The following is a 21,983-nucleotide window of genomic DNA, read 5'->3' as shown; positions in this document are numbered from 1 at the left end:
CGTGGACGTTCAGGGCCATGCGCCCGGCACGGGTCGCCGTCACAGTCCTGGCGCCCGTACCGGGTGCCGACATGTGGGGGCGGTGATGACGTCCGGCGACATCCTGAACGGCCATGCCCACGCACCGGCGCCCCATGAGGCGTTCTCCGGTCGTACGCACGAACTCGCGGCGCTCCAGGAGGAGTTCCGCCAGGCGTGCGACGGAGTGCCGCGCCTCGTGCTGATCGACGGGCCCGGCGGCATCGGCAAGACCGCACTGGTGCGCAGATTCCTCGACACGGCGGGCGACGCCTGTGTGCTCCAGGCCAGCGGGGACGAGAACGAGAGCGCGCTGCCCTGCGGGGTGCTCGCCCAGTTCGTCGGGCAGAGCCCGATCCCGCTGCCGGACTGCCTGGGCTCACTGGTGCGCACGCCCCGCTCGGCGCCCGGCACCCTGCCGCCGCTCGCGGCCGGCTTCGGGCTGCTCGACCTACTGAGCGAGCTTCAGGACAAGGGCCCGGTCGTCCTGGTGCTCGACGACGCCCACTGGGCCGACTCCGCTTCCCTGAACGCGCTGACGTTCGCGCTGCGGCGGCTGCGCGTCGACAAGGTCCTCGCGATCGTGACGGCCCGCGACCCGCAGGCGCCCCAGCTGCCGGACGGCATCCGCCGACTGCTCGCCGACGTCCGCACCCGGCGCATCCCGCTGCACGGCCTCAGCCCGGACGAACTGGGCTCCCTGAGCGCGCAGATGGGCACCGACCGGCTGCCGCACTCGGCGTCCGTCCGCCTGCACGACCACACGCACGGCAATCCGCTGCACGCCCGCGCACTGCTCGACCAGGTGCCCGCGCACGTCCTGCGGGACGTCGCCACACCCCTGCCCGCGCCCCGTTCGTACGCCATGCTGGTGCTCGCCAACCTCGCGGAGTGCGGGCCCCAGGCGCTGCGCCTCGTCCAGGCGGTCAGCGTGCTCGGGCACTCCTGCCCGCTCGGCGTGGCCGCCTCGCTCGCCCGCGTCACCGCACCCCTGCCCGCGCTCGAACGCGCCGTCAAGGCAGGCCTGTTGAAGGAGACGCACCCGGGCGCCGCACCCGAGATCACCTTCCCGCATCCCCTCGTCCACGCCGCGGTCTACCAGGACATCGGCCCCGCCCACCGGGCCGACCTGCACACGCGCGCCGCGGCCCTGGTCGACGACGAGTACGCGAGCCTGCGCCACCGCGTGCTCGCCGCCACCGGCCCCGACGAGCATCTGGCCGCCGCCCTGGCCGCGTGCGCCCGGCGTGAGGCGGCCACCGGACAGTGGGCGGTCGCGGGCCAGCACCTGCGGCACGCGTCACGGGTGGCGACCACCGACCTGGAACGCGACCGGCTGGCCGTCGAGGCGGTCGAGGCGCTGCTGCTCGACGGCCGGGTGCACGAGTCGGCCGAGCTGGCGGCCGGACTTCCGGCCTGCGCCGATCCGGCGCTGCGCGGCTACGTACGCGGCTATGTGGCCCGCGTCCAAGGGCGCATGGAGCAGGCGCAGACGCTGCTCGTCGACGCCTGGAACCAGTGCGACCACGAGAGCGACCCCTCGCTGGCCGCGCGGGCGGCCGAGCAGCTGAGCTACGCCGCCGTGATGCGGGGGCGCTCCGCCGACGCCGCCCAGTGGGCGGAGCGCGCCCAGCGCCTCTCCACCCTCCAGGGGCCCAGCCGGATGCTGCGCTTCAACCACCTCCTGGCGCTGGGCCTCAGCGGCCACGCCAAGAAGGGCATCGAGCTGGCCGGCGACCTGCCCGATCCGCTCCTCGTGCCGCCAGCGAGCATCGACCTGCTGCTGGCCCGGGGCCAGTTGCGGCTGTGGTCGGACGATCTACTGGGCGCACGCGCCGACTTGCTCGGGGCCGTGGCCAACTGCCGCAGGGGGACGGTGCCGTTGCGGCTGCTCTCGGCCTCCGCGCTCGCGCAGACCCTGCACCGGCTCGGCGACTGGGACGAGGCCCTGATCCACGCCGAGGCGTCCGCGTCCATCGCCGACGACACCGAGCAGTCCTGGCTCAAGCCCGTCACGCACGCCATCGCCAGCTGGATCCTCTCGGCCCGCGGCGCCTGGGACCGCGCGTCGGTCCATCTGCGGCTCGCCCTGGACGCGCCGGGCTGCGACGAGAGCGCGCTGGCCTACGCGTACGCGGCCTCCGCCCACGGGGCCTTCGCCGAGGCGCGCGCGGAGCCGGAGCGGGTCGTCGATGCGCTGCGCCCGCTGCTCGACTTCGCCTCGCACGACGGCGTGAACGAACCGGGCGTGGTCTCCTGGCGCGAACTCCTGGTCGACGCGCTCATCCAGCTCGGCGAGTTCGACGAGGCGGAAGCGGTGCTCGTGCCCTACGAGGAGCGGGCGTCGGCGCGCGGCCAGCACTCGGCGCTCTCCGCCGCGGCCCGGGTGCGCGGCAATCTGCACGCCGCGCGGCGGGAGACCGACCGCGCCCAGGCCTCGTTCCTGCGCGCGCACGACCAGGCGGCGCAGATCCCCTCGCCCTTCGGCCGCGCCCGCGTCGAGCTCGACCACGGGGCGTTCCTGCGCAGGATCGGGCGCCGTTCGGTCGCCGTGACCCAGCTCCAGGCCGCGTACACGACGATGAGCGAACTGGGCGCCGCGCCCTACCTGGCCCGGTGCGAACGGGAGCTGGACGCCTGCGGGCGTGCGGCGCCCCCGCGGCCCGCGCACGACCCGGCGGACGTCGACTCCGCCGCCGAGGGGCTCACCCCGCAGGAGCTGGCCGTCGCGCGCCTTGCCTCGCAGGGCTTCACCAACCGGCAGATCGCCACCGCGCTCGCGCTGAGCGTCAAGACCATCGAGTACCACCTGGGACACACCTATACGAAGCTCGGCATCTCCTCGCGGATCGGACTCGTGCACCACTTCGCCCCGCAGGAGCGGCGCACCTCCTCCTAGTCCGTCCTCCTGGTCCGTCCTCCTGGTCCGTTGTCCTAGCCCGTCCCCTGGCCAAGACCCTGAGACACCGGGGTTATCCCTGGGCGGTTCCCTGAGGCACCCCTGCCCCTGCCCGGCGTAGGTTCTTGGCTGGTCAGGGCACGGAATGCACAACTGGGGGTGCACACATGGCTGTCACGGAATGTCCGGCGGTATGCGGCGACGCGCCACCGGCCCTGCGTCTGCGGCTGCTGGGGGGATTTCACCTCAGCCGCGGCGAGGGCGACGGCGGCGAGCAGGTCGACGTGTCCGCCAGCGGGCAGCAGCTGCTCGCCCTGCTCGGGCTCCGGGGCCCCCTGACCCGTTCGGTGCTCGCCGGGACACTGTGGCCCGACGTCACCGAGGAGCGTGCGCGCGCCTGCCTCCGTACCGCCATCTGGCGCCTGAACGCGGCCGGTTCGGCCGTCGCCGACCCCCGGCCGGGGGTGCTCGCGCTCAGCCGGCGCGTCCGGATGGACATCGAGGACTTCACCGCCACGGCACACCACATACTCGCGGCCTCGGCAGAGGGGACCGGGGCCGCGTGCGCCTCGCTGATGGGCATGGGGGAACTGCTGCCCGGCTGGCACCAGGACTGGGTGGTGTTCGAGCGCGAACGGCTGCACCAGCTGCGGCTGCACGCGCTGGAGGCCCTGTCCGCGCGCCTGGTCGTGCGGGAGCAGTACGCCCCCGCCCTGGAGGCCGCCCTGGAGTGCACCCGCATCGATCCGCTGCGCGAGAGCGCGCACCGGGCGGTCGTGACGGTGCACCTCGCCGAGAACAACCTCGCGGAGGCGGTACGCCACTTCAAGGCGTTCCGCGGGCTGCTCCGCACGGAGCTCGGCATCGAACCCTCGGAGCAGTTCCGCACGATGGTGCGCCACGCGCTGACCTGACGGACACGACGGGGAGACGGGGCAGCCATGGGGAGCGGAACCGCAGCGCGGGTTCCACGAGAACGGGTGACGCGCCACCACGTCACCGCCGGCCTGGCTGTCCGTGCACGCTCGGGGGTGCACGGGCCGCAGGTCGCCCCACCCACCCCTGCCGGCCGTGTTGGGGGACGCGGCCGGCAGGCCACCGACGCTCCGCCACGCACGGACACGGGGGTGCCGTGCGTGGCGACGGAGCCGTCGGGAGCCGCGGCGGCCGGAGGCAGTGCCTCCCGGCCGTCGCGGCCTCACTCCCCCTGTGGGCCGCCCGGCTCCCTCTTCCTCTCCGTGCCGCCGTGCGGGCCTCATTCGCCTTGCGGCTTCCGTTGCGGGCCCTGCCGGTCTTGCGGGCCCCGCGGGTCTGCTTCCGTGCGCCTGAGCTCCTCGATGGCCTTGTCGACGGCCTTGTGCGGCATGCCGGTCCTGCGGGAGAGGTCCTTCGGCGCCATGCTGCTCAGCACGTCGCCCACGCTCCTGTCCTCGACGCTCGCGACTTCCCGCACATAGCGCTGGACCCGGCCCACCGGATCGGCGGCCCGCGATCGCCTGGCCCGGCCGGCGTCCCCCCGCGCCGGCGGGACGAGTCCGCCGCGCGCCGCGACGGCCTGCCGGGGTTCCTGCTCCAGCCAGGTCGTCCAGACCCCGCGCCCCACCAGGTGTTCCGCCACGTTCTCGGCCACCGAACCGTCCTGGAGGACCCCCGGGTCCGCCGCGTCGGCCCGCACCAGCAGCCGGCAGGAGGCGGCGAGCATGGGCGGTGTCGCGACCGTCGGCACCGGCTCGTCGAGCAGGGTGCACAGCGCGGCGATGTCCGGCTGGACGGGGGCGTAGTGGACCAGGCGCTCCAGGAGGCTGCCGATCCGCCCCAGGTCGGGGGTCGGGTGCAGCAGCAGCGCGTGGGCCCCGACGATCCCGAGGAAGGGGTTGACGCTCTCCGCGTCCAGCAGGCCGAGCAGTTGCCGCGTCGACACCAGGTCGATCCCCTGCCGCAGCCCCGAGAGCGCGGCCTCCAGGGCCAGGTCCAGGGTGCGGTCCGCCGGCTGCCAGCCGATGCCCCGGGGCACCATCTGGATCGAGGCGAACTGCGGCTGCGGCCCCTGCGGGCCGTTGCTCACGAACACCAGGGTCGTCCACCCGTCGAGCACGTGCAGCGCCTGCGCCAGGGACAGCCCGTCGGCGGGACGCCTGCGCGGCCTCAACCGGTAGCCGCCGGGCGGCAGTTCACCGCTCCAGGCCGACCACTCCTGTCCACCGGCCGGCTCCCAGCCCCCGGCGCCGCCGTCCACGGGCCTGCCGCGCTCGTCGGCGATCTCCAGGGCGAAGGGGTCCAGTTGCCAGCCCCGGCGCAGATTGCGGACCAGGACCATCAGCGTCGGCGGGCCCCCGCCGTGCGTCGCCTCGGTGCTCCAGCGCATGGCCGCCGCACGGTGGTCCTCGCGGGTCGTGGGGGTGCCTTCGACCGGGGTGGGCGTGGGCATGGCGGGCAGCGCGAGCCGCTCGGCGAACGCCTCCGTGCCGACCTCGACGAACCGGCTCTCCACCGCGCCGCCGAAGCGCTGCTCGATGCGGTAGATGCCCGGCGGCAGCGTGGTGTCGATGGTGCCCATCGCGTGCGCCACCTCGCGGAACGCTGAGTCCGTGACGGTGACCAGGACCGACGGCGTGTCCGGTATGACGACGAACGGCACCCGGTCCACCGCGTCCTGCCGTGCGCGCCCGCGCCCCTCAGGGGTTTCAGAGCTGGACACCGTTGCCACCTCCTGTCATGACCTCGAAGAATCCGCCGTGGCGGAAGTCCGCCGCGCTCACGCTCTCCGGCGTGGCGCGGTACAGACCGGGCGTGAGCTTCTCGACGCTCTCCGCCGAGTCGACGTGCAGTCTCACGGGCGCCTGGCCGGGGTCGCCGCCGCGCAGCTGCACCCAGCCGCGGAAGCCGTCCGGGAAGCGCAGTGTGACGGGGTACGTCTGCGGCGCGAGCTCTCCCGCGAAGATCATCGGGGCGCTGCCCTTGATGAACCGGGGCTGCTGCGGGACCAGCATGGTCTGGGTGCGGTCCTCCACATGCCGTACGACGTAGTCGCTGAGGCTGTCGGAGGTGATCGCCCCGTTGCGGGTGGCGCCGCCGCGCAGTCCGTCCAGGAGCGCGGTGGTGAAGTGCCCGCGCGCGCGGTCGGGGTCGGCGTGCTGCTCTTCGTAGGCGGGGTCACCGAGCGAGGTGGCGAACCCGACGAAGCAGTCGACCGCCTCGGGATCCTCGGTGGTTCCGGTGAAGGGAGGCCCGAAGGGCGGCGATCCGCGGTAGCCGGTGCGGCAGCAGTCGGCGAAGCAGACGACCTCGCGGAACTTCGCGGCCGACTCGTACCAGTCCAGGTAGGAGCGTACGGCGACGTGGTTGCCGAGCAGGTCGATCGCGGCGTTGGCCATCAGCAGCCCGGCGCTGTTGTCGGAGAGACCGATGCCGTGCCCCGCGAGGAAGATGTACAGGCGGGTCCGCCGCCACGCGGCCAGCTGTTCCTCGCCGGGCAGGGCGTCGATCGCCCGCGTGACCGCGAGGTGCAGTTCGTAGAGCGCCCGGTTGACGATCTCTCGGGTCGGTACGGCGCTCATGAAGTCCGCGGTGAGCTCTTCCTCCTCGGAGGCGGTGACCAGGACGACGTTGTCCTTCGGCACGTCGCCTCCGTCGGGGTCGACGAGCCAGTCGCGGAACCGGACCGCATCACCCCGCGCCCCCTGCAGGTCACCGATGGCCGGGTAGCGGTTGATGCCGACGACCACGGCGTAGTGCAGGTCGTTCATCGGACTCCCCCTTGTTCGTCCACGCGCCTCTCCTCGTGGCGTGCCTCTCCTCGTGGCGTGCCTCGCGCCGGTCCTCGCGCCGTTCAGTCGGCGAGCATGGCGGCCACGCTCTCGAGGACCTGCGGGTCGTCGTCGAACGCGGCGTGGCTGCGCGCCCCCGCGCGCAGGCCCGTGCCGCTGTCCCCGGGCGACCAGACCGTGCGCGCGGGGTCCGCCCGCAGGAAGGTGCGCAGATCGTCCGAGTCGGGCCCCCCGGCGGCGTCCAGATACCAGTGCTGCATGCCCGCGATCGGCGTCACGACCGACTGCTGCGACGGCCCGCGCTCCAGGAGACCGGAGATGAAGTAGAGCAGCGACCTCGGATACAGGAACGGCACGAGGTGGTCGGCCCGCTCCGCCGGATCGGTCATGGTGAACATCCGGAACCGGTCGAAGAGTTCGGCCTGGCGGCGGACCACGGGCGCCAGCTGCCCCACGGTGCAGGCGGGTGCGAGGAGCACCAGGTCCCGCAGCCGGAAGTCGGCGGGCAGCGGATCGTCCTCCGCGGCGCGCCTGCGCACCAGGTCGTCGAGCAGGTTGCCGATGAACACCGCGCCCGCGCTGTGGCCGACGACGGTCACCTGCGGGCGGGTGCCGGTGGCGAGCAGCTCGGCGAAGCGGTCCAGGAAGTACCGTCCGGCGCGGACCTCGTCGTCGTCGGCGGCGGCGAACGTGTCGGCGGTCTGCCGCTTCATGGCGTCCCAGATCGCGGCGCCCACATTGGCGAGGTAGAACTCGCGCAGGATCTCCTCGACGACCGTCGGATACAGCCCGTGGTCGGTGCGCTGCCGGAAGCGGCCGACGACGGCGGCCACCACCCGCACGGTCTTGCGCACGACCAACGCGGTGCTGACCAGGGCGCGTTCCCCCGTGCCCGCCCTGGCCGCGAGGTCGGCGACCACGTCCGGTGACATCAGTGTGGCCGCCGCGGCACGCCCCCCGATGACGTCTCGCGCCGCGACGGCCGGCTCTGTGGTCTGCGGCTGGTCCGCAGGCAGCACCGAGTTCACGATCTCCCGGGTGCGCTCGGCCAGTTCGACGTCCGCCGAGAGCTCGGCGGCGATCTGCTTCTGCTCCGCATCGCTCAGCGGCGGCACCTCCGGCGGCGCGGCCAGCCGGGCGTACGGTTCCTGTCCCGCCCGCACTTGGGCGAGTTCGGCGGCCACAGCCCTCGGGGTGGGAGTGGCCACCACCCCGAGGGCGCGCTGCCCCGGCTGCCGGAACACGGTGCCGGTGGCATAACGGGTGACCCTGTTGAGCAGCGTACGGAAGACGCTCTCTTTCAGGATCTGCGGCAGGTTGCCCCGCAGGGTCTCGAGCAGCCCGCTGCTCCACACGAAGAAGACGGGAGAGGCGCCCGCCGCCTCGTACACGGGCGCGAGCCGCTCGGCGGTGGCGAACCCCAGCGTGTCGTCGATGAGCCCACCGTGGAAGTGCAGCACGACGCGCGGCCGGTCCTTGAGCCCGGCCACGAGCTCGTCGATGTCGGCGGTGGTGGTCGAGGAGAGCCGACCGCCCTGCCGGCTGTGGATGCACCGATCACGGAAGGAAGCCATGCCAGGAAGGTAGGACGGCCCCGCCGCCCCGACATCGGGGACCACCTCAGGGATAACCCCTGTCTAGGAACCCGAGGGGGCGCCCATCCACTCGGCCTCGTACCGGGCGTACGTCCCGTCGTGCGTCGCCAGGTGCGTGAACTGGTCGACGTACTCCTTGAACTGCTCGTCCCCGCGCGGCAGCGCGTAGGCCTTCTCGGAGAAGGTGAAGGGCTTGTCGGGGTGCAGGGAGCACAGCTCGGGGTGGATCTTGGCCTGGTAGCGGGTCTCGCTGGCGTCCGTCATCATCACGTCCGCGCGGCCCTCGATGATCTCCTGGAAGATCGTGGTGTTCTCGGGGTGCTGCTTGATCGTGGCCTGCTTGATGTTGGCGCGCGCGAACTGCTCGTTCGTGCCGCCGGGGTTGACGATGACGGTGGTGCCCGGCTTGTCGATGTCCTTGAGCGTGCCCTCGCCGAACCTCTCCTTGTCGGCGCAGCGCACGATCGGCGTCTTGCCGTCCTCGCGGGTCGGCTCGCTGAAGTAGACCTGGCGGGCGCGCGGCAGGGTGATGGAGACGCCGCCGACCGCGATGTCGCAGCGGCCCGCCGCCACGTCCTTGGTGAGGTCGGCCCACGTCGTGGCGACGTACTTGGGCTTGGCGTCCAGGCTCTTCGCCAGGTCCTGGGCCATCTTGATGTCCACGCCGCTGTACGTCTTGTCGGCGGGGTCCAGGTGCGTGAACGGGCGGTAGTCGCCCGTCGTGCACACCTTCAGGACGCCCGACTTGGGCACGGAGTCCAGGAGACTGCCGTGGTGACCGCCCTTGCCGCGTCCGGTGTCGGGCGACGCGGGCGCGGCGGCGGTGACGGCGAGCAGGCAGACCAGGGCGGACAGCGTGGCGGCGCGCTTCATGGGGCGGCTCCTCTGCGGGGGGGGGGATCACGGGTGGGGCGCGGGGATCACCCTGGCAGACCGGTTCCCGCAGGTGAAGACCCTTCTCACCTGGCGAGCGCGCCCGTCACCCGGCGAGGGTGCCCAGCTGGGTGGCCGTCAGAACGGGGCCGTCCCCGGTGTCGTACGCGTCCTCGTCGAACGGGTACAGCGGGCGCTCCACCCGGTGGTGCCCGAGCCGCAGCAGGTCCTGGTCGACGCCGCCGGGGGTGAGCGCGAGCAGCCAGTCGGCGGCCATGTCGTAGAGTTCCGGCTCCAGATAGCCGATCTTGACGACGACCAGGTCGAAGGTGCGCGGGTCGATGCCCAGGCCGCCGTCCGCCGGGCCCAGGAAGTCCGCCAGGGTGTGGAAGGGCTTGCGGCGCTCGACCAGGATCACCGTCACGCCGCCGCTGCGCACCGCGGCCATGTCCACGCCCCGGTCGTACGCGCCGCCCTCCGCGCGGTCCTGCTGCTCGGCCGCGCGCTGCAACGCCACGACCGTGCCGGTGAGTTCGTACGGGCCACCGTGGTTCGCGTCGACCTTGCCGCCGACGCTCAGGGTGACCTCGGCGCCCACTCCGGCCTCGAAGCAGCGGGCGACGGCGGCCGGGTCGGTGATGCCGGGGTGGACGGCGGTGACCTCCCCGGACCGGATGGCTTCGTTCTCCAGGAGCTTGCCCAGCATGTACGCAAGGTCGCCGGCGCCGCCCGCCGTGGGGTTGTCGCCGGAGTCGCTGATCAGGAAGGGCCGCTTGTCCGAGGCGACCGCCTTCTCGATGCACTCCTGGGCGCCGCCGGTGGGTCCGACGAAGACGAAGTCGCGGCGCGCGTCCCAGTAGCGGCGTGCCAGCTTCTCGGCCTCGGCGGCGGCCAGTTCGACGTCGTCGCCGGTGACGACGATCGCGGCCTTGCAGCGCGGCTCGTCGGCCCAGGCGTAGCCGACCCACAGCGCGGCGTCCAGGATGCCGGGCAGCTGCTCGATGTCGGCGAGCGAGGCGTAGAGGGACCTGGCGGGCTCCAGGCGGGTGCTGGTCTTCTCGCCGGGCAGCAGCACCGGCACCTGCACCCAGGCGCGGTGCGGCCTGCTTCCCTCGCGCAGACAGCGCACGAGATTGCGCGCGGCGCGCTCGCGGGTCTCCCAGGCGTCCTCGTGCGGGGCCAGGCGGTGGGCGGTGAGCAGGTCGATGGGCTCGGCGAACCGGCGCGAGACGTTGCCGTGCAGATCCATGGCGGTCGAGATCATCGGGCGCCCGCCGTCGGGGGTGCCGACGGCGTCGAGGGCGGCCCGGACCGCTTCCGTCAGATCGGCCTCGGCGTCGGTCAGGCCGATGACGCTCATCGCGCCGTGGATGTCGTAGACCAGACCGTCCAGCGGGCCCGCTTCCCGTATGCGCGTGACCAGTTCGTCCTTGAGGGTCAGATACGACTCCGCTTCCACCGGGCCGCCGGGCAGCGAGGTCGCGTGCAGGAGCGGCACCCACTCGACGGTGTGGGCCAGGTCGGACTCCGGCCGGGTCCAGGTGTAGCGGTCCAGGAGGTCCTGGCCTCGGGTCTGGCGGAAGTCGTCGGTGGTGGAGCGGTGCGGGCAGAAGGTGGAGGACTCGATGCCGATGCCGCCGATGCCGATGCGGAGGCGACGCTGGTTCGTGGTCATGCGGGGGCGCTCTCTTCCTGGGGAGCCGGTGGGGTCGGGAGGTTCTGCCGCAGGGCGGTGAGTCCGGCGCCCAGGAGGCCCGCGTCACGCCCCGTGACGGTGGTGGTGATCTCCAGGTCCGCGGTGGCCAGCGGCAGGCAGCGCTCGTAGAGGACGCCGCGTACGGCGGCGACGAGCGGCTCGGCGGTGGCGAGGACCCCGCCGAGGGCGACGGCCTGGGGGTTGAAGAAGTTCACGACGACGGACAGGACGGTGCCGATGTGCCGTCCGGCGGTGCGCACGAGGGTGGTGGCCTGCGGGTCGCCGTCGGCGACCAGCCGAAGCAGTTCGGTGGTGTCCGCCACCTCGACGCCCTGGGCGGCCAGTTCGCGGATGAGGGCGGCGCCGCTGGCCACGGTCTCCAGGCAGCCGATGTTGCCGCAGCTGCACGGGCGGTCGCCCGCCGCCTCGATGCGTACGTGACTGATGTCGCCGGCCGAGCCATTGGCGCCGTCGTGCGGGCGGCCCGCCACGATGACGCCGCTGCCGATGCCGCGGCCCGCCTTGACGACCACCATGTGGTCCAGGCCGGGGCGTGCGGTGCGGTGCTCGCCGACGGCCATCATCGTGGCGTCGTTGTCGACGGTGACGGGGATGGAGAGGCGTTCGGCCAGGACGTCGCGCAGCGGGTAGCGGTGCCAGCCGGGCATCCGCGAGGGGCTCAGGACGCGGCCTTCGGCGGGCTGTACGGGGCCGGGGAAGGCGACGCCCAGGGCGCGCACGGTGCGGCCTGCCTCGCGCTGGCGGGCGCCGAGTTCGGCGACCTGGCCGCAGAGCCAGTCGACGGCGGACTCCGGCCCGGCGGTGATGTCGTGCGGCAGGTCGACGGCGTCCAGGACCGTGCCGCCGAGGTCGACGACGCCGATGCGCGCGTGATGGCTGCCGAGGTCGGCGGCGAGGGCGACGCCGCCCTGCGCGTGGACGCGCAGCAGCCGGGGGCGGCGGCCCCCGCGGGACGCCCCCTCGCCGGATTCGCTGAGCACCCCGGCGCTGACCAGCTCCTGCACGCGCAGCGACACGGTGGAGGGGGCGAGCCCCAACTCGCGTACGAGATCGGCCCGGGAGGAGGCGGCGCCCGAGGACACCAGCTGCAGGATGTGCTGCGCCGAACCCGGTTCGCCGTGCGGTGTACCGGCCATGCCGCCCCCAGTTGCTTCGATCAGTTCGTTCGACATCGGGACGAACACTAAGACCCTTCAAAGCAAGTTGGCCAGACCCTCCCGATTTTGAGACTTCTTGCCGAACGAAGCCCTTGACTTGATTTTGTCGCCGGTCCTAGCGTTCAGGCGCCGCCCGTCGATCTCCGGCACGGTCCGGCTCTCGCATCCTTGGAGGCCCTTCGCCATGCGCTCAAGGCGATCACGTCACCGCGCGCGGCGCCGCGCTCTCATAGCCGCCGCGGCATCCGTCGCCGCGCTCGCCCTCACGGCCGTGACCGGCTGCACCCAGGAGGGCGGCCGCGTCGACATGGGCCCCACCGGCGGCACTCCCGTCGAGGGCGGCACCGCCACGATGGCCCTGCCGCCCGCCGCCACACCGAACTGGATCTTCCCGATCGGCGCCCCCGGCTACGGCGCCTCGTACAACTACGGCATCCAGTCCCTGCTCTTCATGCCGGTGTACGACGCCGTGCAGGAGAAGGGCGAGCTGACCACGCACGGTCCGAGCACCCTCGGCCGGGAGCCGAAGTTCAGCGACGGCAACAAGACCGTGACGGTGCCGCTGCGCGAGGGCGTCACGTGGTCCGACGGGAAGCCGGTCACCGCACGCGACATCGAGTTCTGGTTCAACCTCGTCAAGGCCAACAAGGCGAGCTGGGGCAACTACTCGGTCGGCACGATGCCCGACAACGTCAAGCGCTTCGAGACGGTCGACGACCACACCGTGCGCCTGCACCTGAGCCGCGCCTACAACCCCGACTGGTTCACCGCCAACCAGCTCACCCTGATGCGGGCCCTGCCCCAGCACGCCTGGGACGCCAAGACCGACGGCGGCGAGATCGGCGACTGGGACCGCACAAAGGCGGGCGCCAAGACCGTCTTCGCGCGGCTCACGCGGCACGCCAAGAGCCTGGGTTCGTACGGCTCCGACCCGCTGTGGAAGACGGTCAACGGCCCGTGGAAGCTGGCGGGCTGGCGCGACAGCGGCCAGGTCACCATCGTCCCGAACGAGAAGTACACCGGCCCCGCCTCCCAGCGCCCGCACCTGGACAAGGTCGTCTTCAAGCCCTTCACCACCGCCGACTCCGAGTACAACGTGCTGCGGTCGGGAGGCGTCGACTACGGCTACATCCCGCCGTCGGTGATGGCGCAGAAGGAGAAGTTCCAGGAGAAGGGCTACCGCGTCGATCCGTGGGAGGGCTGGGCGGCGACGTACATCGTCTACAACTTCAACTCCACGCACGCGGGCCCGATGATGGACCAGCTCTACATCCGCCGGGCGATGCAGCACCTCGTCGACCAGAAGGCGATGAGCGACGTCATCTGGCAGGGCAGCGCGACCCCGACGCTCGGCCCGGTGCCGGTGACGCCCAAGAGCCAGTACTTGTCCGGGGCGATGGAGAAGAACCAGTACCCCTTCGACGTGCACGAGGCCAAGCGGCTCCTGGCCGAGCACGGCTGGAAGACCGTGGACGGCACCGCCCGCTGCGTACGCCCCGGGACGGGCCCCGACGCGTGCGGCAAGGGCATCGCGAGGAACACCCCGCTCGAACTGACCCTGCTCTCCCAGTCCGGCTCCACCGAGACGACGAACATGATGCAGGAGCTCAAGTCCTCGCTCTCCCGGGCCGGGATCGACCTGACCGTGCGCCAGCAGCCGCTGAACTCGGTGCTCGGCAACTCCGTGCCCTGCAAGGCCAAGGATCCCGGCTGCGACTGGGACATGTCGTTCTTCGGGACGGCCGGCAGCTGGTACTACCCGCTCAACCCCAGCGGCGAGCAGCTCTTCTCCACCGGCGCCTCGGCCAACTTCGGCAACTACAGCGACAAGAAGGCCGACCGGATCATCCGCGCCGTGCAGTACTCGCCCGACATGAAGGCGATGCACGCCTACGGCGAGTACCTCGCCGAGCAGCTGCCGGTGATGTGGATGCCCAACCCCGCCTACCAGGTCTCCGTGATCCGCAACGACTTGCGGGGCATCGGCCAGAACCCGACCGTCACCTTCGCACCGCAGGACTGGTACTACGTCAAGAAGAAGGGAGCCGACAAGTGACCGGCTTTCTGGTCAAGCGCTTCCTTCAGGCGCTCGTCGTGCTGTTCCTGGTCTCGATCATCGTCTTCACGCTGCTCCACATGCTGCCCGGCGGCCCCGCACGCGCCATCCTCGGCCCCAAGGGCACCCCGCAGCAGATCGAGCACTTCAACCACCAGCAGGGATACGACCGTTCACTGCCCGCGCAGTACGTGATGTACCTGAAGCGTCTTTTCACCGGCGACCTGGGCGAGTCCTTCAAGCTCAACTCGCCGGTCTTCGACCTGCTCAAGCAGCGCCTGCCCAAGACCCTGCTCCTGACCGTCCTCTCCACCGCGCTCGCGGTGATCATCGCCGTCCCGCTCGGTCTGCTGCAGGCCGTGCGGCGCGGCAAGGCGTCGGACTACGCACTGACGGGACTCGCTTTCCTGCTCTACGCGACGCCGGTCTTCTTCCTCGGCCTCATCATGATCATCGTGTTCGCGCAGGTGCTGCCGATCCTCCCGGCGGAGGCACCACAGGGCGAGAGCGTCGGTGAACTCCTGGGCGACTTCACGGGGCTGGTCCTGCCCGTGGTCACCATGGCCTTCGGCATCGTGGCCATGTTCAGCCGCTACATGCGCTCGGCGGTCCTGGACAACCTGACCGAGGAATACGTCCGTACGGCGATGGCCAAGGGCCAGTCGAGCCGCCGCATCATGGTCCGCCACGTCCTGCGCAACGCACTGATCCCGCTGGCCACCCTGCTGGGCCTGTATCTGCCCACGCTCTTCAGCGGCGCGCTCGTCGTCGAGTCGATGTTCAACTACCCCGGCATGGGGCTGCTGTTCTGGAACGCGGCGCAGGGCTCCGACTTCCCGGTGCTGCTCGGCGTGACGCTCGTCGTCGGCATCGCCACCGTCGTCGGCTCGCTGCTCACCGACATCCTCTACGCCGTCCTCGACCCCCGGATCCGGAGCGTGGCATGAGTACCGCGACCGCCCCAGTCAGCCCCGGTGCCGCTCCGGGCAACGAAGCGGCGGCCCGGGCCACGCCCTCGCTCGCCCGGCGCACCCTGCAGGTCTTCACCGGCAACAAGCTCGCCCTGACGGGGGTGGTGGTCCTGGTCCTGCTCCTGGCCTTCAGCTATCTGGGGCCGCTGCTCCACCCCACCGAGCAGGTGCACACCGACCTCAGCCAGGCCAACCTGGCGCCGGGCAGCCCCGGCCACCTCCTGGGCACCACCGACCTGGGCTACGACATGGTCGGGCGGCTGATGGTCGCCGGGCGGACGTCGCTGGAGATCGGCCTGGCGGCAGGTCTGCTGGCCACGCTCTTCGGGACCGTGTACGGCGCGGTCGCCGGCTACTTCGGCGGCTGGGTGGACGCGGCCATGATGCGGATCACGGACGCCGCGCTCGCGATCCCGGCGATGTTCCTGCTCGTCGTGGTCGCCGCGATCATCACGCCCAGCAAGGGCGTCCTGATCGTCATCATCGCCTCGGTCGCCTGGCTGTCCCCCGCCCGTCTGGTGCGCGGCGAGGCGCTCTCGCTGCGCGACCGCGAGTACGTCCAGGCGATGCGGATGATGGGCGGCGGCGGGGCGCGGGCCGTGTTCAAGCACATCGTGCCGAACGCGATCGGCACGGTCATCGTCAACTGCACCTTCCAGATCGCCGACGCCATCCTCTACGTCAGCTACCTGGCCTTCCTGGGCCTGAGCATCCCGCCGCCGTCGGCCGACTGGGGCTCGATGCTCTCGGCCGGCATCACCTACACCCAGAACGGCTACTGGTGGCTGATCTTCCCGCCGGGCATCGCGATCGTCCTGGTCGTCGCCGCGTTCAACTTCATCGGTGACGGGCTGCGGGACGCGTTCGAAGTACGGCTGCGGAAGTAAGGGAGAACCCACACGATGACCGAGCCTCTGCTCAAGAGCGACCCCCCGGCCAAGACCGGGCCGCTGCTCACGATCGACGATCTGCGCGTCGACATCACCTCGCGCGAGCGCACCGTCCACGCCCTCGACGGCGTCTGCCTCGAACTCGCCCCGGGCGAAGCCCTGGGCATCGTCGGCGAGTCCGGCTGCGGCAAGACGATGACCGCGCTCAGCGTCCTGGGCCTGCTTCCGCCCGGCGGCGCCGTCACGGGCGGACGCGTCCTGTTCGACGGCCAGGACCTGGCCACCGCCCCCGCGCCGGCCCTTCAGGGCGTACGGGGCAACACCATCGGCATGGTCTTCCAGGACCCGCTCACCTCGCTGAACCCGACGATGACGATCGGCGCGCAGGTCGCCGAGCCACTGATCCTGCACCGCCCCGACCTGAGCCGGAAAGAGGCGTGGGCGCGGGCCCAGGAGATGCTGCGCCTGGTCGGCATGCCGCAGCCCGCCGAACGCATGAAGGCCTATCCGCACCAGCTGTCGGGCGGCATGCGCCAGCGCGTGGCGATCGCCATGGCCCTGGTCTGCGAGCCCAAGCTGCTCATCGCGGACGAGCCGACCACCGCCCTGGACGTGACGACGCAGCACCAGATCCTGGAGCTGATCGACGGCCTGCGCGAGCGGCTCGGCATGGCGCTGATCCTGGTCACGCACGACCTGGGCGTCATCGCCAACCGGGTCGACCGGGTCGCGGTGATGTACGCGGGCAAGGTCGCCGAACAGGCCGACGTGCGCGGCCTGTTCGCCAGACCCCGGCACCGCTACACCGAGGCGCTGTTCGCCTCCCTCCCCGAGCGGTCCGCCGACAGCGGCACCGCGCTCCACACCATCCCGGGCCTGCCGCCGAACCTGGCGGCGCCCGCGACCGGGTGCCGCTTCGCGCCGCGCTGCACCTTCGCGACCGAGGAGTGCCGTACGCGGGAGCCGCGGCTCGCGGACGACGAAGTACGCGGCGCGGAGCACCGGTTCGCCTGCTTCCATCCGGTTCCGGACGACGCGTCCGCGGCGGAGGTCGTGATCCCGCCGGCCATCCCCGCACCGCGCGCGCCCGGCGACGTACTGCTCGAACTCGACGCCCTGGCCAAGGACTTCCCCCTCAAGGGCGGGGCCTTCTCGCGCAGCCGGGGCACGGTCAGCGCGGTCGGCGGGGTGTCCCTGGAGATCCGCAGGGGCGAGACGTTCGGCATGGTCGGCGAGTCCGGGTGCGGCAAGACCACGCTGGGCCGGATCGTCGCGGGCCTGGAGGAGCCGACAGCCGGACACGTGCGCTTCGAGGGGCACGACCCGGCGCGGATGTCACGGGCCGAGCGGCGGGCGCACCGGCGGCGCGTGCAGCTGATGTTCCAGGACTCCACGGCCGCCATGGACCCCCGGATGCGCGTCGGCGAGATCCTGCGGGAGCCCCTGGTCATCCAGGGCGTCGGCAGCCGCGCCGACCAGGAGAAGCTGGTCGGCGAACTCCTGGACGCGGTCGGTCTGCCGCGCGGCGCCGTGCACCGCTACCCGCACGAGTTCTCCGGCGGCCAGCGCCAACGCCTGGGCCTGGCACGGGCGTTGACGCTCTCGCCCGATCTGGTGGTCGCCGACGAGCCGGTCTCCGCGCTCGACGTCTCCGTCCAGGCGCAGATCCTGAACCTGATGCGCGAGCTCCAGCGGGAGCGCGGCCTGACCTATCTGTTCATCTCGCACGACCTGGCGGTGGTGCGCCACCTCGCGGACACGGTCGGCGTGATGTACCTGGGCAAGCTGGTCGAGTCGGGCCCGGCCGCGCAGGTGTACGCCCACCCGCTGCACCCCTACACGCGCGGGCTCCTCGACACGGTCAACCTGCCGGACCCCGAGGCGGCGGGCGGCCCGGACCGCACGCCGCTGGAGGGCGAGACCCCGTCGGCCGCGAAGCCGCCGTCGGGCTGCCGCTTCCGCACCCGCTGCCCCGCGGCCCAGGAGGTGTGCGCCGTCACGGAGCCGCCGGTGTCCACGCCGAACAGTGCGGGACACCGGGTCGCGTGCCACTTCCCCCTGTCCGCGCCTCGGCTAGCGTCGACGGTGTGAAACTCGCGGAAGCCCTGACCCGCCGCCCGCTCGTGCTCGACGGCGGCCTCTCCAACCAGCTGGAGGCCGCCGGGCACGACCTGAGCGATGCCCTGTGGTCGGCGCGGCTGCTCGCCGACGAACCGGGTGCCATCGCGGCGGCCCATCGGGCGTACTACGAGGCGGGCGCGGACATCGCCACCACGGCGAGCTACCAGGCGACGTTCGAAGGCTTCGCCAAGCACGGCATCGACGCGCTGAGCACCGCCGAACTGCTGCGGCTGAGCGTGGAGTTGGCGCGCGAGGCGGGAGCGGACGCGGGCCGTCAGGTGTGGGTGGCCGCGTCCGCGGGGCCGTACGGGGCGATGCTCGCGGACGGCTCCGAGTACCGGGGCCGCTACGGCCTGACGGTGGCCGAGCTGGAACGCTTCCACCGCCCGCGCCTGGAGGTCCTGGCCGACGCGGCACCGGACGTGCTGGCCCTGGAGACGGTCCCGGACACGGACGAGGCGCGGGCCCTGCTGCGGGCGGTGCGCGGCCTGGGGGTGCCCGCCTGGCTGTCGTACACCGTCTCCGGCGGCTACACACGGGCGGGCCAGCCCCTGACCGAGGCCTTCGCCCTGGCCGCCGACGCCGAGGAGATCCTCGCGGTCGGCGTCAACTGCTGCGACCCGCAGGACGCGGACGCGGCGGTGCGCCTCGCCGCGCGCATCACCGGAAAACCGGTGGTGGCCTACCCCAACAGCGGCGAGACGTGGGACGCGGCCGAGCGGGCGTGGCGGGGCCCGGCGCACTTCTCCGCGGGCCGGGTCACCGGCTGGCGGGACGCGGGGGCGCGGCTGATCGGGGGATGCTGCCGGGTGGGGCCTGAAACGATCACTCAGGTGGCCGCCGAGCTGGCGGACAGCAGCCTGCCGCAGTGAAGGTCTGGGGCGTACGCCCCTCCACCACACTCGATGTGACCTGCGAGAACGTCGTGCCCAGGGGTGACTGTCAGTGCCGAGGTGCAGACTGAGCCCTACCTGAGACAACGACGTCCCGGAGGTGGCCACCATGGCCGAGATCATCCTGACCGTAGGCACCCGCAAGGGCCTCTTCATCGGCCGCAAACGCGGCGGCTCGAACACCTGGCGGTTCGACGACGGCCCGTACTTCAACGCCCAGGCCGTCTACTCCGTGGCCATCGACGCCCGCGGTGACACCCCCCGCCTGCTGGTGGGCGGCGACAGTTCCCATTACGGGCCCTCCGTCTTCCACTCCGACGACCTCGGCAGGACCTGGACGGAGCCGGCCAAGGCGGCCGTGAAGTTCCCCAAGGACACCGGGGCCTCCCTGGAGCGGGTCTGGCAGCTGCACCCCGCTGCCGCCGAACCGGATGTCGTGTACGCGGGCACGGAACCGGCGGCGCTGTACAAATCGCGGGACCGCGGCGAGACCTTCGAGCTCGTACGGCCCCTCTGGGAGCACCCCACCCGCGACAAGTGGGTGCCGGGCGGCGGCGGAGAGGGCCTGCACACCGTGCTGACCGACCCCCGCGACCCGGACGCAGTGACGGTCGCCGTGTCCACCGCCGGAGTCTTCCGCACCCTGGACGGCGGCAAGAGCTGGGCCCCGTCGAACGACGGCGTCTCGGCGGTCTTCCTGCCGGACCCGAACCCGGAGTTCGGCCAGTGCGTGCACAAGGTCGCGCGGGACGCCGTCGACCCGGACCGCCTGTATCTGCAGAACCACTGGGGCGTGTTCCGCAGCGACGACGCGGGCGCGCACTGGACGGACATCGGCGAGGGCCTGCCCTCCGACTTCGGCTTCGCCGCCGTCGCCCACCCGCACCGCGCGGACACCGCCTACGTCTTCCCGATCAACGCCGACATGGACCGCGTCCCCGCCGACCACCGATGTCGCGTCTACCGCACGTCCGACGCGGGCCGGAGTTGGGAGCCGCTGAGCGAGGGCCTGCCCTCGGAGGACCACTACGGCACGGTGCTGCGCGACGCGATGTGCAGCGACGGCCAGGATCCCGCGGGCATCTACTTCGGCAATCGCAACGGCGAGGTGTTCGCGTCGGCGGACGACGGTGACAGCTGGCAGGAGTTGGCCTCCCACCTGCCCGACGTACTGTGCGTCAGGGCGGCGGCCATCGGTTGATCGACGTCCCCGTTACGGCAGTAGGGTGACGCCGTGGCATCACGACCCTTGCATGAAATCGTCGAAGCGGGCTGGGCGAAGGCCCTCGAACCCGTCGCCGGGAAGATCGCCGAGATGGGCGACTTCCTGCGCGCTGAGATCGCCGCGGGACGCACCTACCTCCCGTCAGGGCCGAACGTGCTGCGCGCGTTCCAACAGCCCTTCGACGAGGTGCGGGTGCTGATCGTGGGCCAGGACCCCTATCCGACCCCCGGGCACGCGGTGGGTCTGTCGTTCTCGGTCGCGCCCGAGGTGCGCCCGCTGCCCGGCAGCCTCATCAACATCTACCGCGAGATGGGCTCCGACCTGGGAGTCCCGCAGCCGTCGAACGGCGACCTCACGCCCTGGACCCGGCAGGGCGTCCTGCTGCTCAACAAGGCGCTCACCACGGCTCCGGGGCGGCCCGCCGCGCACCGGGGCAAGGGCTGGGAGGAGGTCACCGAGCAGGCCATCAAGGCGCTCGCCGCCCGCGGTCGCCCGCTGGTCTCCATCCTGTGGGGGCGCGACGCCCGCAATCTTCGGCCGCTGCTCGGCCCGCTGCCTTCGGTCGAGTCCTCGCACCCCTCGCCGATGTCGGCGGACCGCGGCTTCTTCGGCTCGCGCCCCTTCAGCCGGGCCAACGACCTGCTGGTCCAGCAGGGCGGGCAGCCGGTGGACTGGCGCCTTCCGTGACGGACGGGGCGTGGGTCGTCGGGGTGGACTCGGGCGGCTCCGGGATGCGCGTCGCGCTCACGGGGACGGACGCGGGACCGGACACGGCGGGCCGCCTCGCCCCGCTGAGCTCGAAGGAGCCGGTGCGCACCGGCGCGCGCGGCATCGACGCCGGGCATTTCACCGAGCAACTGGTCCCCATGGCGCGGGAGTTGCTGCAACAGGCGGGCGGGGGACGGATCGCCGCCGTGGCCATCGGCGCCGCGGGCATGGCGACCCTCGGTGACGACCTGCGCGCGGAACTGCCCGCCGCGCTCCACCAGGCCCTGGGCACGAGCCGCCTGGTGCTCGCCGCCGACGCCGTCAGCGCGTACGCGGGCGCGTTGGGAGACCGCCCCGGCGCCGTCGTCGCCGCGGGCACCGGCATGATCGCGATCGGCACGGACCTGACCGGCTGGCACCGCGCCGACGGCTGGGGGCATCTGCTCGGCGACTGCGGCGGCGGCGCGTGGATCGGCCGGGCGGGTCTCGATGCGGCGATGCGGGCGTTCGACGGCCGGGCCCGCGGTTCGAAGGCGCTGCTCGCCCGCGCCGAGGAGCTCTTCGGCCCCGCACCAGCCCTGCCCGGACAGCTCTATCCCCGTACGGACCGGCCCGCGATGCTCGCCTCGTTCGCACCCGAGGTGGGGCGCTGCGCCCCCGAGGACCCCGTGGCCGAGGCGATCCTGCGCGATGCCGCCCGGCACATCGCCGAGGCGGCGGCCGCCGTCTGCCCGGCGCCCGACGCCGTGGGCCGGGGCGATCGGCCCGAAGTCGCACTGACCGGAGGCCTGTTCAAGCTGGGCGATGTGCTGCTGCGCCCGGTGCGCGCGGAGCTGGCGGAGCATCTGCGGCACGTGCGCCTGGTCCCGGCCGCCGGTGATCCGCTGGACGGCGCGGTGCGCATCGCCGCCGCCGTCGCCGCGGACCGGCTGCGTCTGCCGCTCGACGCGCGCATGCTCACACTGCACAGGGAGTACGACAGTTGACCACCCCGGATGACCACTCCGTCGTGCGGCAGTCGACCTCTACGTAACTCATCAGACAAAAGTGGACTTATACCGCCCACCTGTACCCTCCCCGAACAGCGAAGCCC

At 72.4% G+C, this 21,983-nt stretch carries 16 protein-coding genes; 10 read left to right on the top strand and 6 right to left on the bottom strand.

Translation table 11 applies throughout. The annotated features are described in order from the left end of the window. Positions 1-85 precede the first annotated feature (85 nt). Positions 86-2,917, top strand: coding sequence for a helix-turn-helix transcriptional regulator (locus tag ACZ6ZP_RS36755; RefSeq protein ID WP_361473087.1), 2,832 nt, complete (start codon positions 86-88; stop codon positions 2,915-2,917). A gap of 167 nt (positions 2,918-3,084) precedes the next feature. Next, on the top strand, positions 3,085-3,831 hold the full coding sequence (locus tag ACZ6ZP_RS36750) for an AfsR/SARP family transcriptional regulator (protein WP_351171650.1): 747 nt from the start codon (positions 3,085-3,087) through the stop codon (positions 3,829-3,831). 341 nt (positions 3,832-4,172) lie between these two features. On the opposite strand, the gene ACZ6ZP_RS36745 is transcribed toward ACZ6ZP_RS36750, so the two are convergent. From ACZ6ZP_RS36745 to ACZ6ZP_RS36720, 6 genes are all read right to left on the bottom strand, one after another. Then, entirely contained in the window at positions 4,173-5,615 is a 1,443-nt protein-coding gene (locus ACZ6ZP_RS36745; protein WP_383825316.1) for a hypothetical protein, read from the bottom strand. Continuing rightward, positions 5,602-6,663, bottom strand: a complete 1,062-nt coding sequence (locus ACZ6ZP_RS36740; protein ID WP_351171655.1) for a caspase family protein — start codon at positions 6,661-6,663, stop codon at positions 5,602-5,604. Before ACZ6ZP_RS36740 ends, ACZ6ZP_RS36745 begins: the two co-directional genes overlap by 14 nt. 83 nt (positions 6,664-6,746) lie before the next feature. Continuing rightward, positions 6,747-8,258 carry a hypothetical protein gene (locus ACZ6ZP_RS36735; protein WP_469410152.1) on the bottom strand — a complete coding sequence of 504 codons (1,512 nt, stop codon included), beginning with the start codon at positions 8,256-8,258 and terminating at the stop codon, positions 6,747-6,749. A 63-nt stretch (positions 8,259-8,321) separates the two neighbouring features. After that, complete coding sequence (locus tag ACZ6ZP_RS36730; RefSeq protein ID WP_361473075.1) at positions 8,322-9,152, bottom strand: transporter substrate-binding domain-containing protein; 831 nt, start codon at positions 9,150-9,152, stop codon at positions 8,322-8,324. Positions 9,153-9,258: 106 nt separating this feature from the next. After that, a complete protein-coding gene (locus ACZ6ZP_RS36725; protein ID WP_469410150.1) occupies positions 9,259-10,827 on the bottom strand; it encodes a M81 family metallopeptidase in 1,569 nt (522 codons plus the stop codon). Then, on the bottom strand, positions 10,824-12,041 hold the full coding sequence (locus ACZ6ZP_RS36720; RefSeq protein WP_351171667.1) for an ROK family transcriptional regulator: 1,218 nt from the start codon (positions 12,039-12,041) through the stop codon (positions 10,824-10,826). The genes ACZ6ZP_RS36725 and ACZ6ZP_RS36720 overlap by 4 nt, the downstream gene beginning before the upstream one ends. A 169-nt stretch (positions 12,042-12,210) precedes the next feature. Here ACZ6ZP_RS36720 and ACZ6ZP_RS36715 point away from each other — a divergent pair, with 169 nt between their 5' ends. The 8 genes from ACZ6ZP_RS36715 to ACZ6ZP_RS36680 all read left to right on the top strand — a co-directional run bounded on the left by ACZ6ZP_RS36715 (position 12,211) and on the right by ACZ6ZP_RS36680 (position 21,876). Next, positions 12,211-14,082: a peptide ABC transporter substrate-binding protein gene (locus tag ACZ6ZP_RS36715; RefSeq protein WP_469410147.1), complete on the top strand. Its 1,872-nt coding sequence runs from the start codon at positions 12,211-12,213 to the stop codon at positions 14,080-14,082. Further along, positions 14,079-15,029, top strand: a complete 951-nt coding sequence (locus ACZ6ZP_RS36710) for an ABC transporter permease (RefSeq protein ID WP_399983358.1) — start codon at positions 14,079-14,081, stop codon at positions 15,027-15,029. The genes ACZ6ZP_RS36715 and ACZ6ZP_RS36710 overlap by 4 nt, the downstream gene beginning before the upstream one ends. Further along, positions 15,026-15,940 carry an ABC transporter permease gene (locus tag ACZ6ZP_RS36705; protein ID WP_361473061.1) on the top strand — a complete coding sequence of 305 codons (915 nt, stop codon included), beginning with the start codon at positions 15,026-15,028 and terminating at the stop codon, positions 15,938-15,940. Before ACZ6ZP_RS36710 ends, ACZ6ZP_RS36705 begins: the two co-directional genes overlap by 4 nt. A gap of 15 nt (positions 15,941-15,955) precedes the next feature. Next, positions 15,956-18,034 (top strand): ABC transporter ATP-binding protein, encoded by a 2,079-nt coding sequence (locus ACZ6ZP_RS36700; protein WP_469410145.1) that lies wholly within the window; start codon positions 15,956-15,958, stop codon positions 18,032-18,034. Further along, complete coding sequence (gene mmuM / locus ACZ6ZP_RS36695; protein ID WP_469410143.1) at positions 18,031-18,936, top strand: homocysteine S-methyltransferase; 906 nt, start codon at positions 18,031-18,033, stop codon at positions 18,934-18,936. The genes ACZ6ZP_RS36700 and mmuM overlap by 4 nt, the downstream gene beginning before the upstream one ends. Before the next feature lie 130 nt (positions 18,937-19,066). Further along, positions 19,067-20,158: a WD40/YVTN/BNR-like repeat-containing protein gene (locus ACZ6ZP_RS36690; protein ID WP_469410140.1), complete on the top strand. Its 1,092-nt coding sequence runs from the start codon at positions 19,067-19,069 to the stop codon at positions 20,156-20,158. 33 nt (positions 20,159-20,191) lie between these two features. Beyond that, positions 20,192-20,869 (top strand): uracil-DNA glycosylase, encoded by a 678-nt coding sequence (locus ACZ6ZP_RS36685; RefSeq protein WP_351171688.1) that lies wholly within the window; start codon positions 20,192-20,194, stop codon positions 20,867-20,869. After that, positions 20,866-21,876, top strand: a complete 1,011-nt coding sequence (locus ACZ6ZP_RS36680) for an N-acetylglucosamine kinase (RefSeq protein WP_469410138.1) — start codon at positions 20,866-20,868, stop codon at positions 21,874-21,876. Before ACZ6ZP_RS36685 ends, ACZ6ZP_RS36680 begins: the two co-directional genes overlap by 4 nt. Positions 21,877-21,983: the final 107 nt, after the last annotated feature.

The organism is Streptomyces sp. NPDC054047 (assembly GCF_055585065.1).
This window is presented reverse-complemented; position numbering and strand designations above follow the sequence as displayed.

Excerpts from the sequence above, each read along its gene's own strand:
- ACZ6ZP_RS36750 (WP_351171650.1), top strand. The coding sequence starts at position 3,085 with ATGGCTGTCACGGAATGTCCGGCGGTATGCGGCGACGCGCCACCGGCC.
- ACZ6ZP_RS36720 (WP_351171667.1), bottom strand. The coding sequence starts at position 12,041 with ATGTCGAACGAACTGATCGAAGCAACTGGGGGCGGCATGGCCGGTACA.
- ACZ6ZP_RS36755 (WP_361473087.1), top strand. The coding sequence starts at position 86 with ATGACGTCCGGCGACATCCTGAACGGCCATGCCCACGCACCGGCGCCC.
- ACZ6ZP_RS36690 (WP_469410140.1), top strand. The coding sequence starts at position 19,067 with ATGGCCGAGATCATCCTGACCGTAGGCACCCGCAAGGGCCTCTTCATC.
- ACZ6ZP_RS36740 (WP_351171655.1), bottom strand. The coding sequence starts at position 6,663 with ATGAACGACCTGCACTACGCCGTGGTCGTCGGCATCAACCGCTACCCG.
- ACZ6ZP_RS36700 (WP_469410145.1), top strand. The coding sequence starts at position 15,956 with ATGACCGAGCCTCTGCTCAAGAGCGACCCCCCGGCCAAGACCGGGCCG.
- ACZ6ZP_RS36730 (WP_361473075.1), bottom strand. The coding sequence starts at position 9,152 with ATGAAGCGCGCCGCCACGCTGTCCGCCCTGGTCTGCCTGCTCGCCGTC.
- ACZ6ZP_RS36705 (WP_361473061.1), top strand. The coding sequence starts at position 15,026 with ATGAGTACCGCGACCGCCCCAGTCAGCCCCGGTGCCGCTCCGGGCAAC.
- ACZ6ZP_RS36725 (WP_469410150.1), bottom strand. The coding sequence starts at position 10,827 with ATGACCACGAACCAGCGTCGCCTCCGCATCGGCATCGGCGGCATCGGC.
- ACZ6ZP_RS36735 (WP_469410152.1), bottom strand. The coding sequence starts at position 8,258 with ATGGCTTCCTTCCGTGATCGGTGCATCCACAGCCGGCAGGGCGGTCGG.
- ACZ6ZP_RS36715 (WP_469410147.1), top strand. The coding sequence starts at position 12,211 with ATGCGCTCAAGGCGATCACGTCACCGCGCGCGGCGCCGCGCTCTCATA.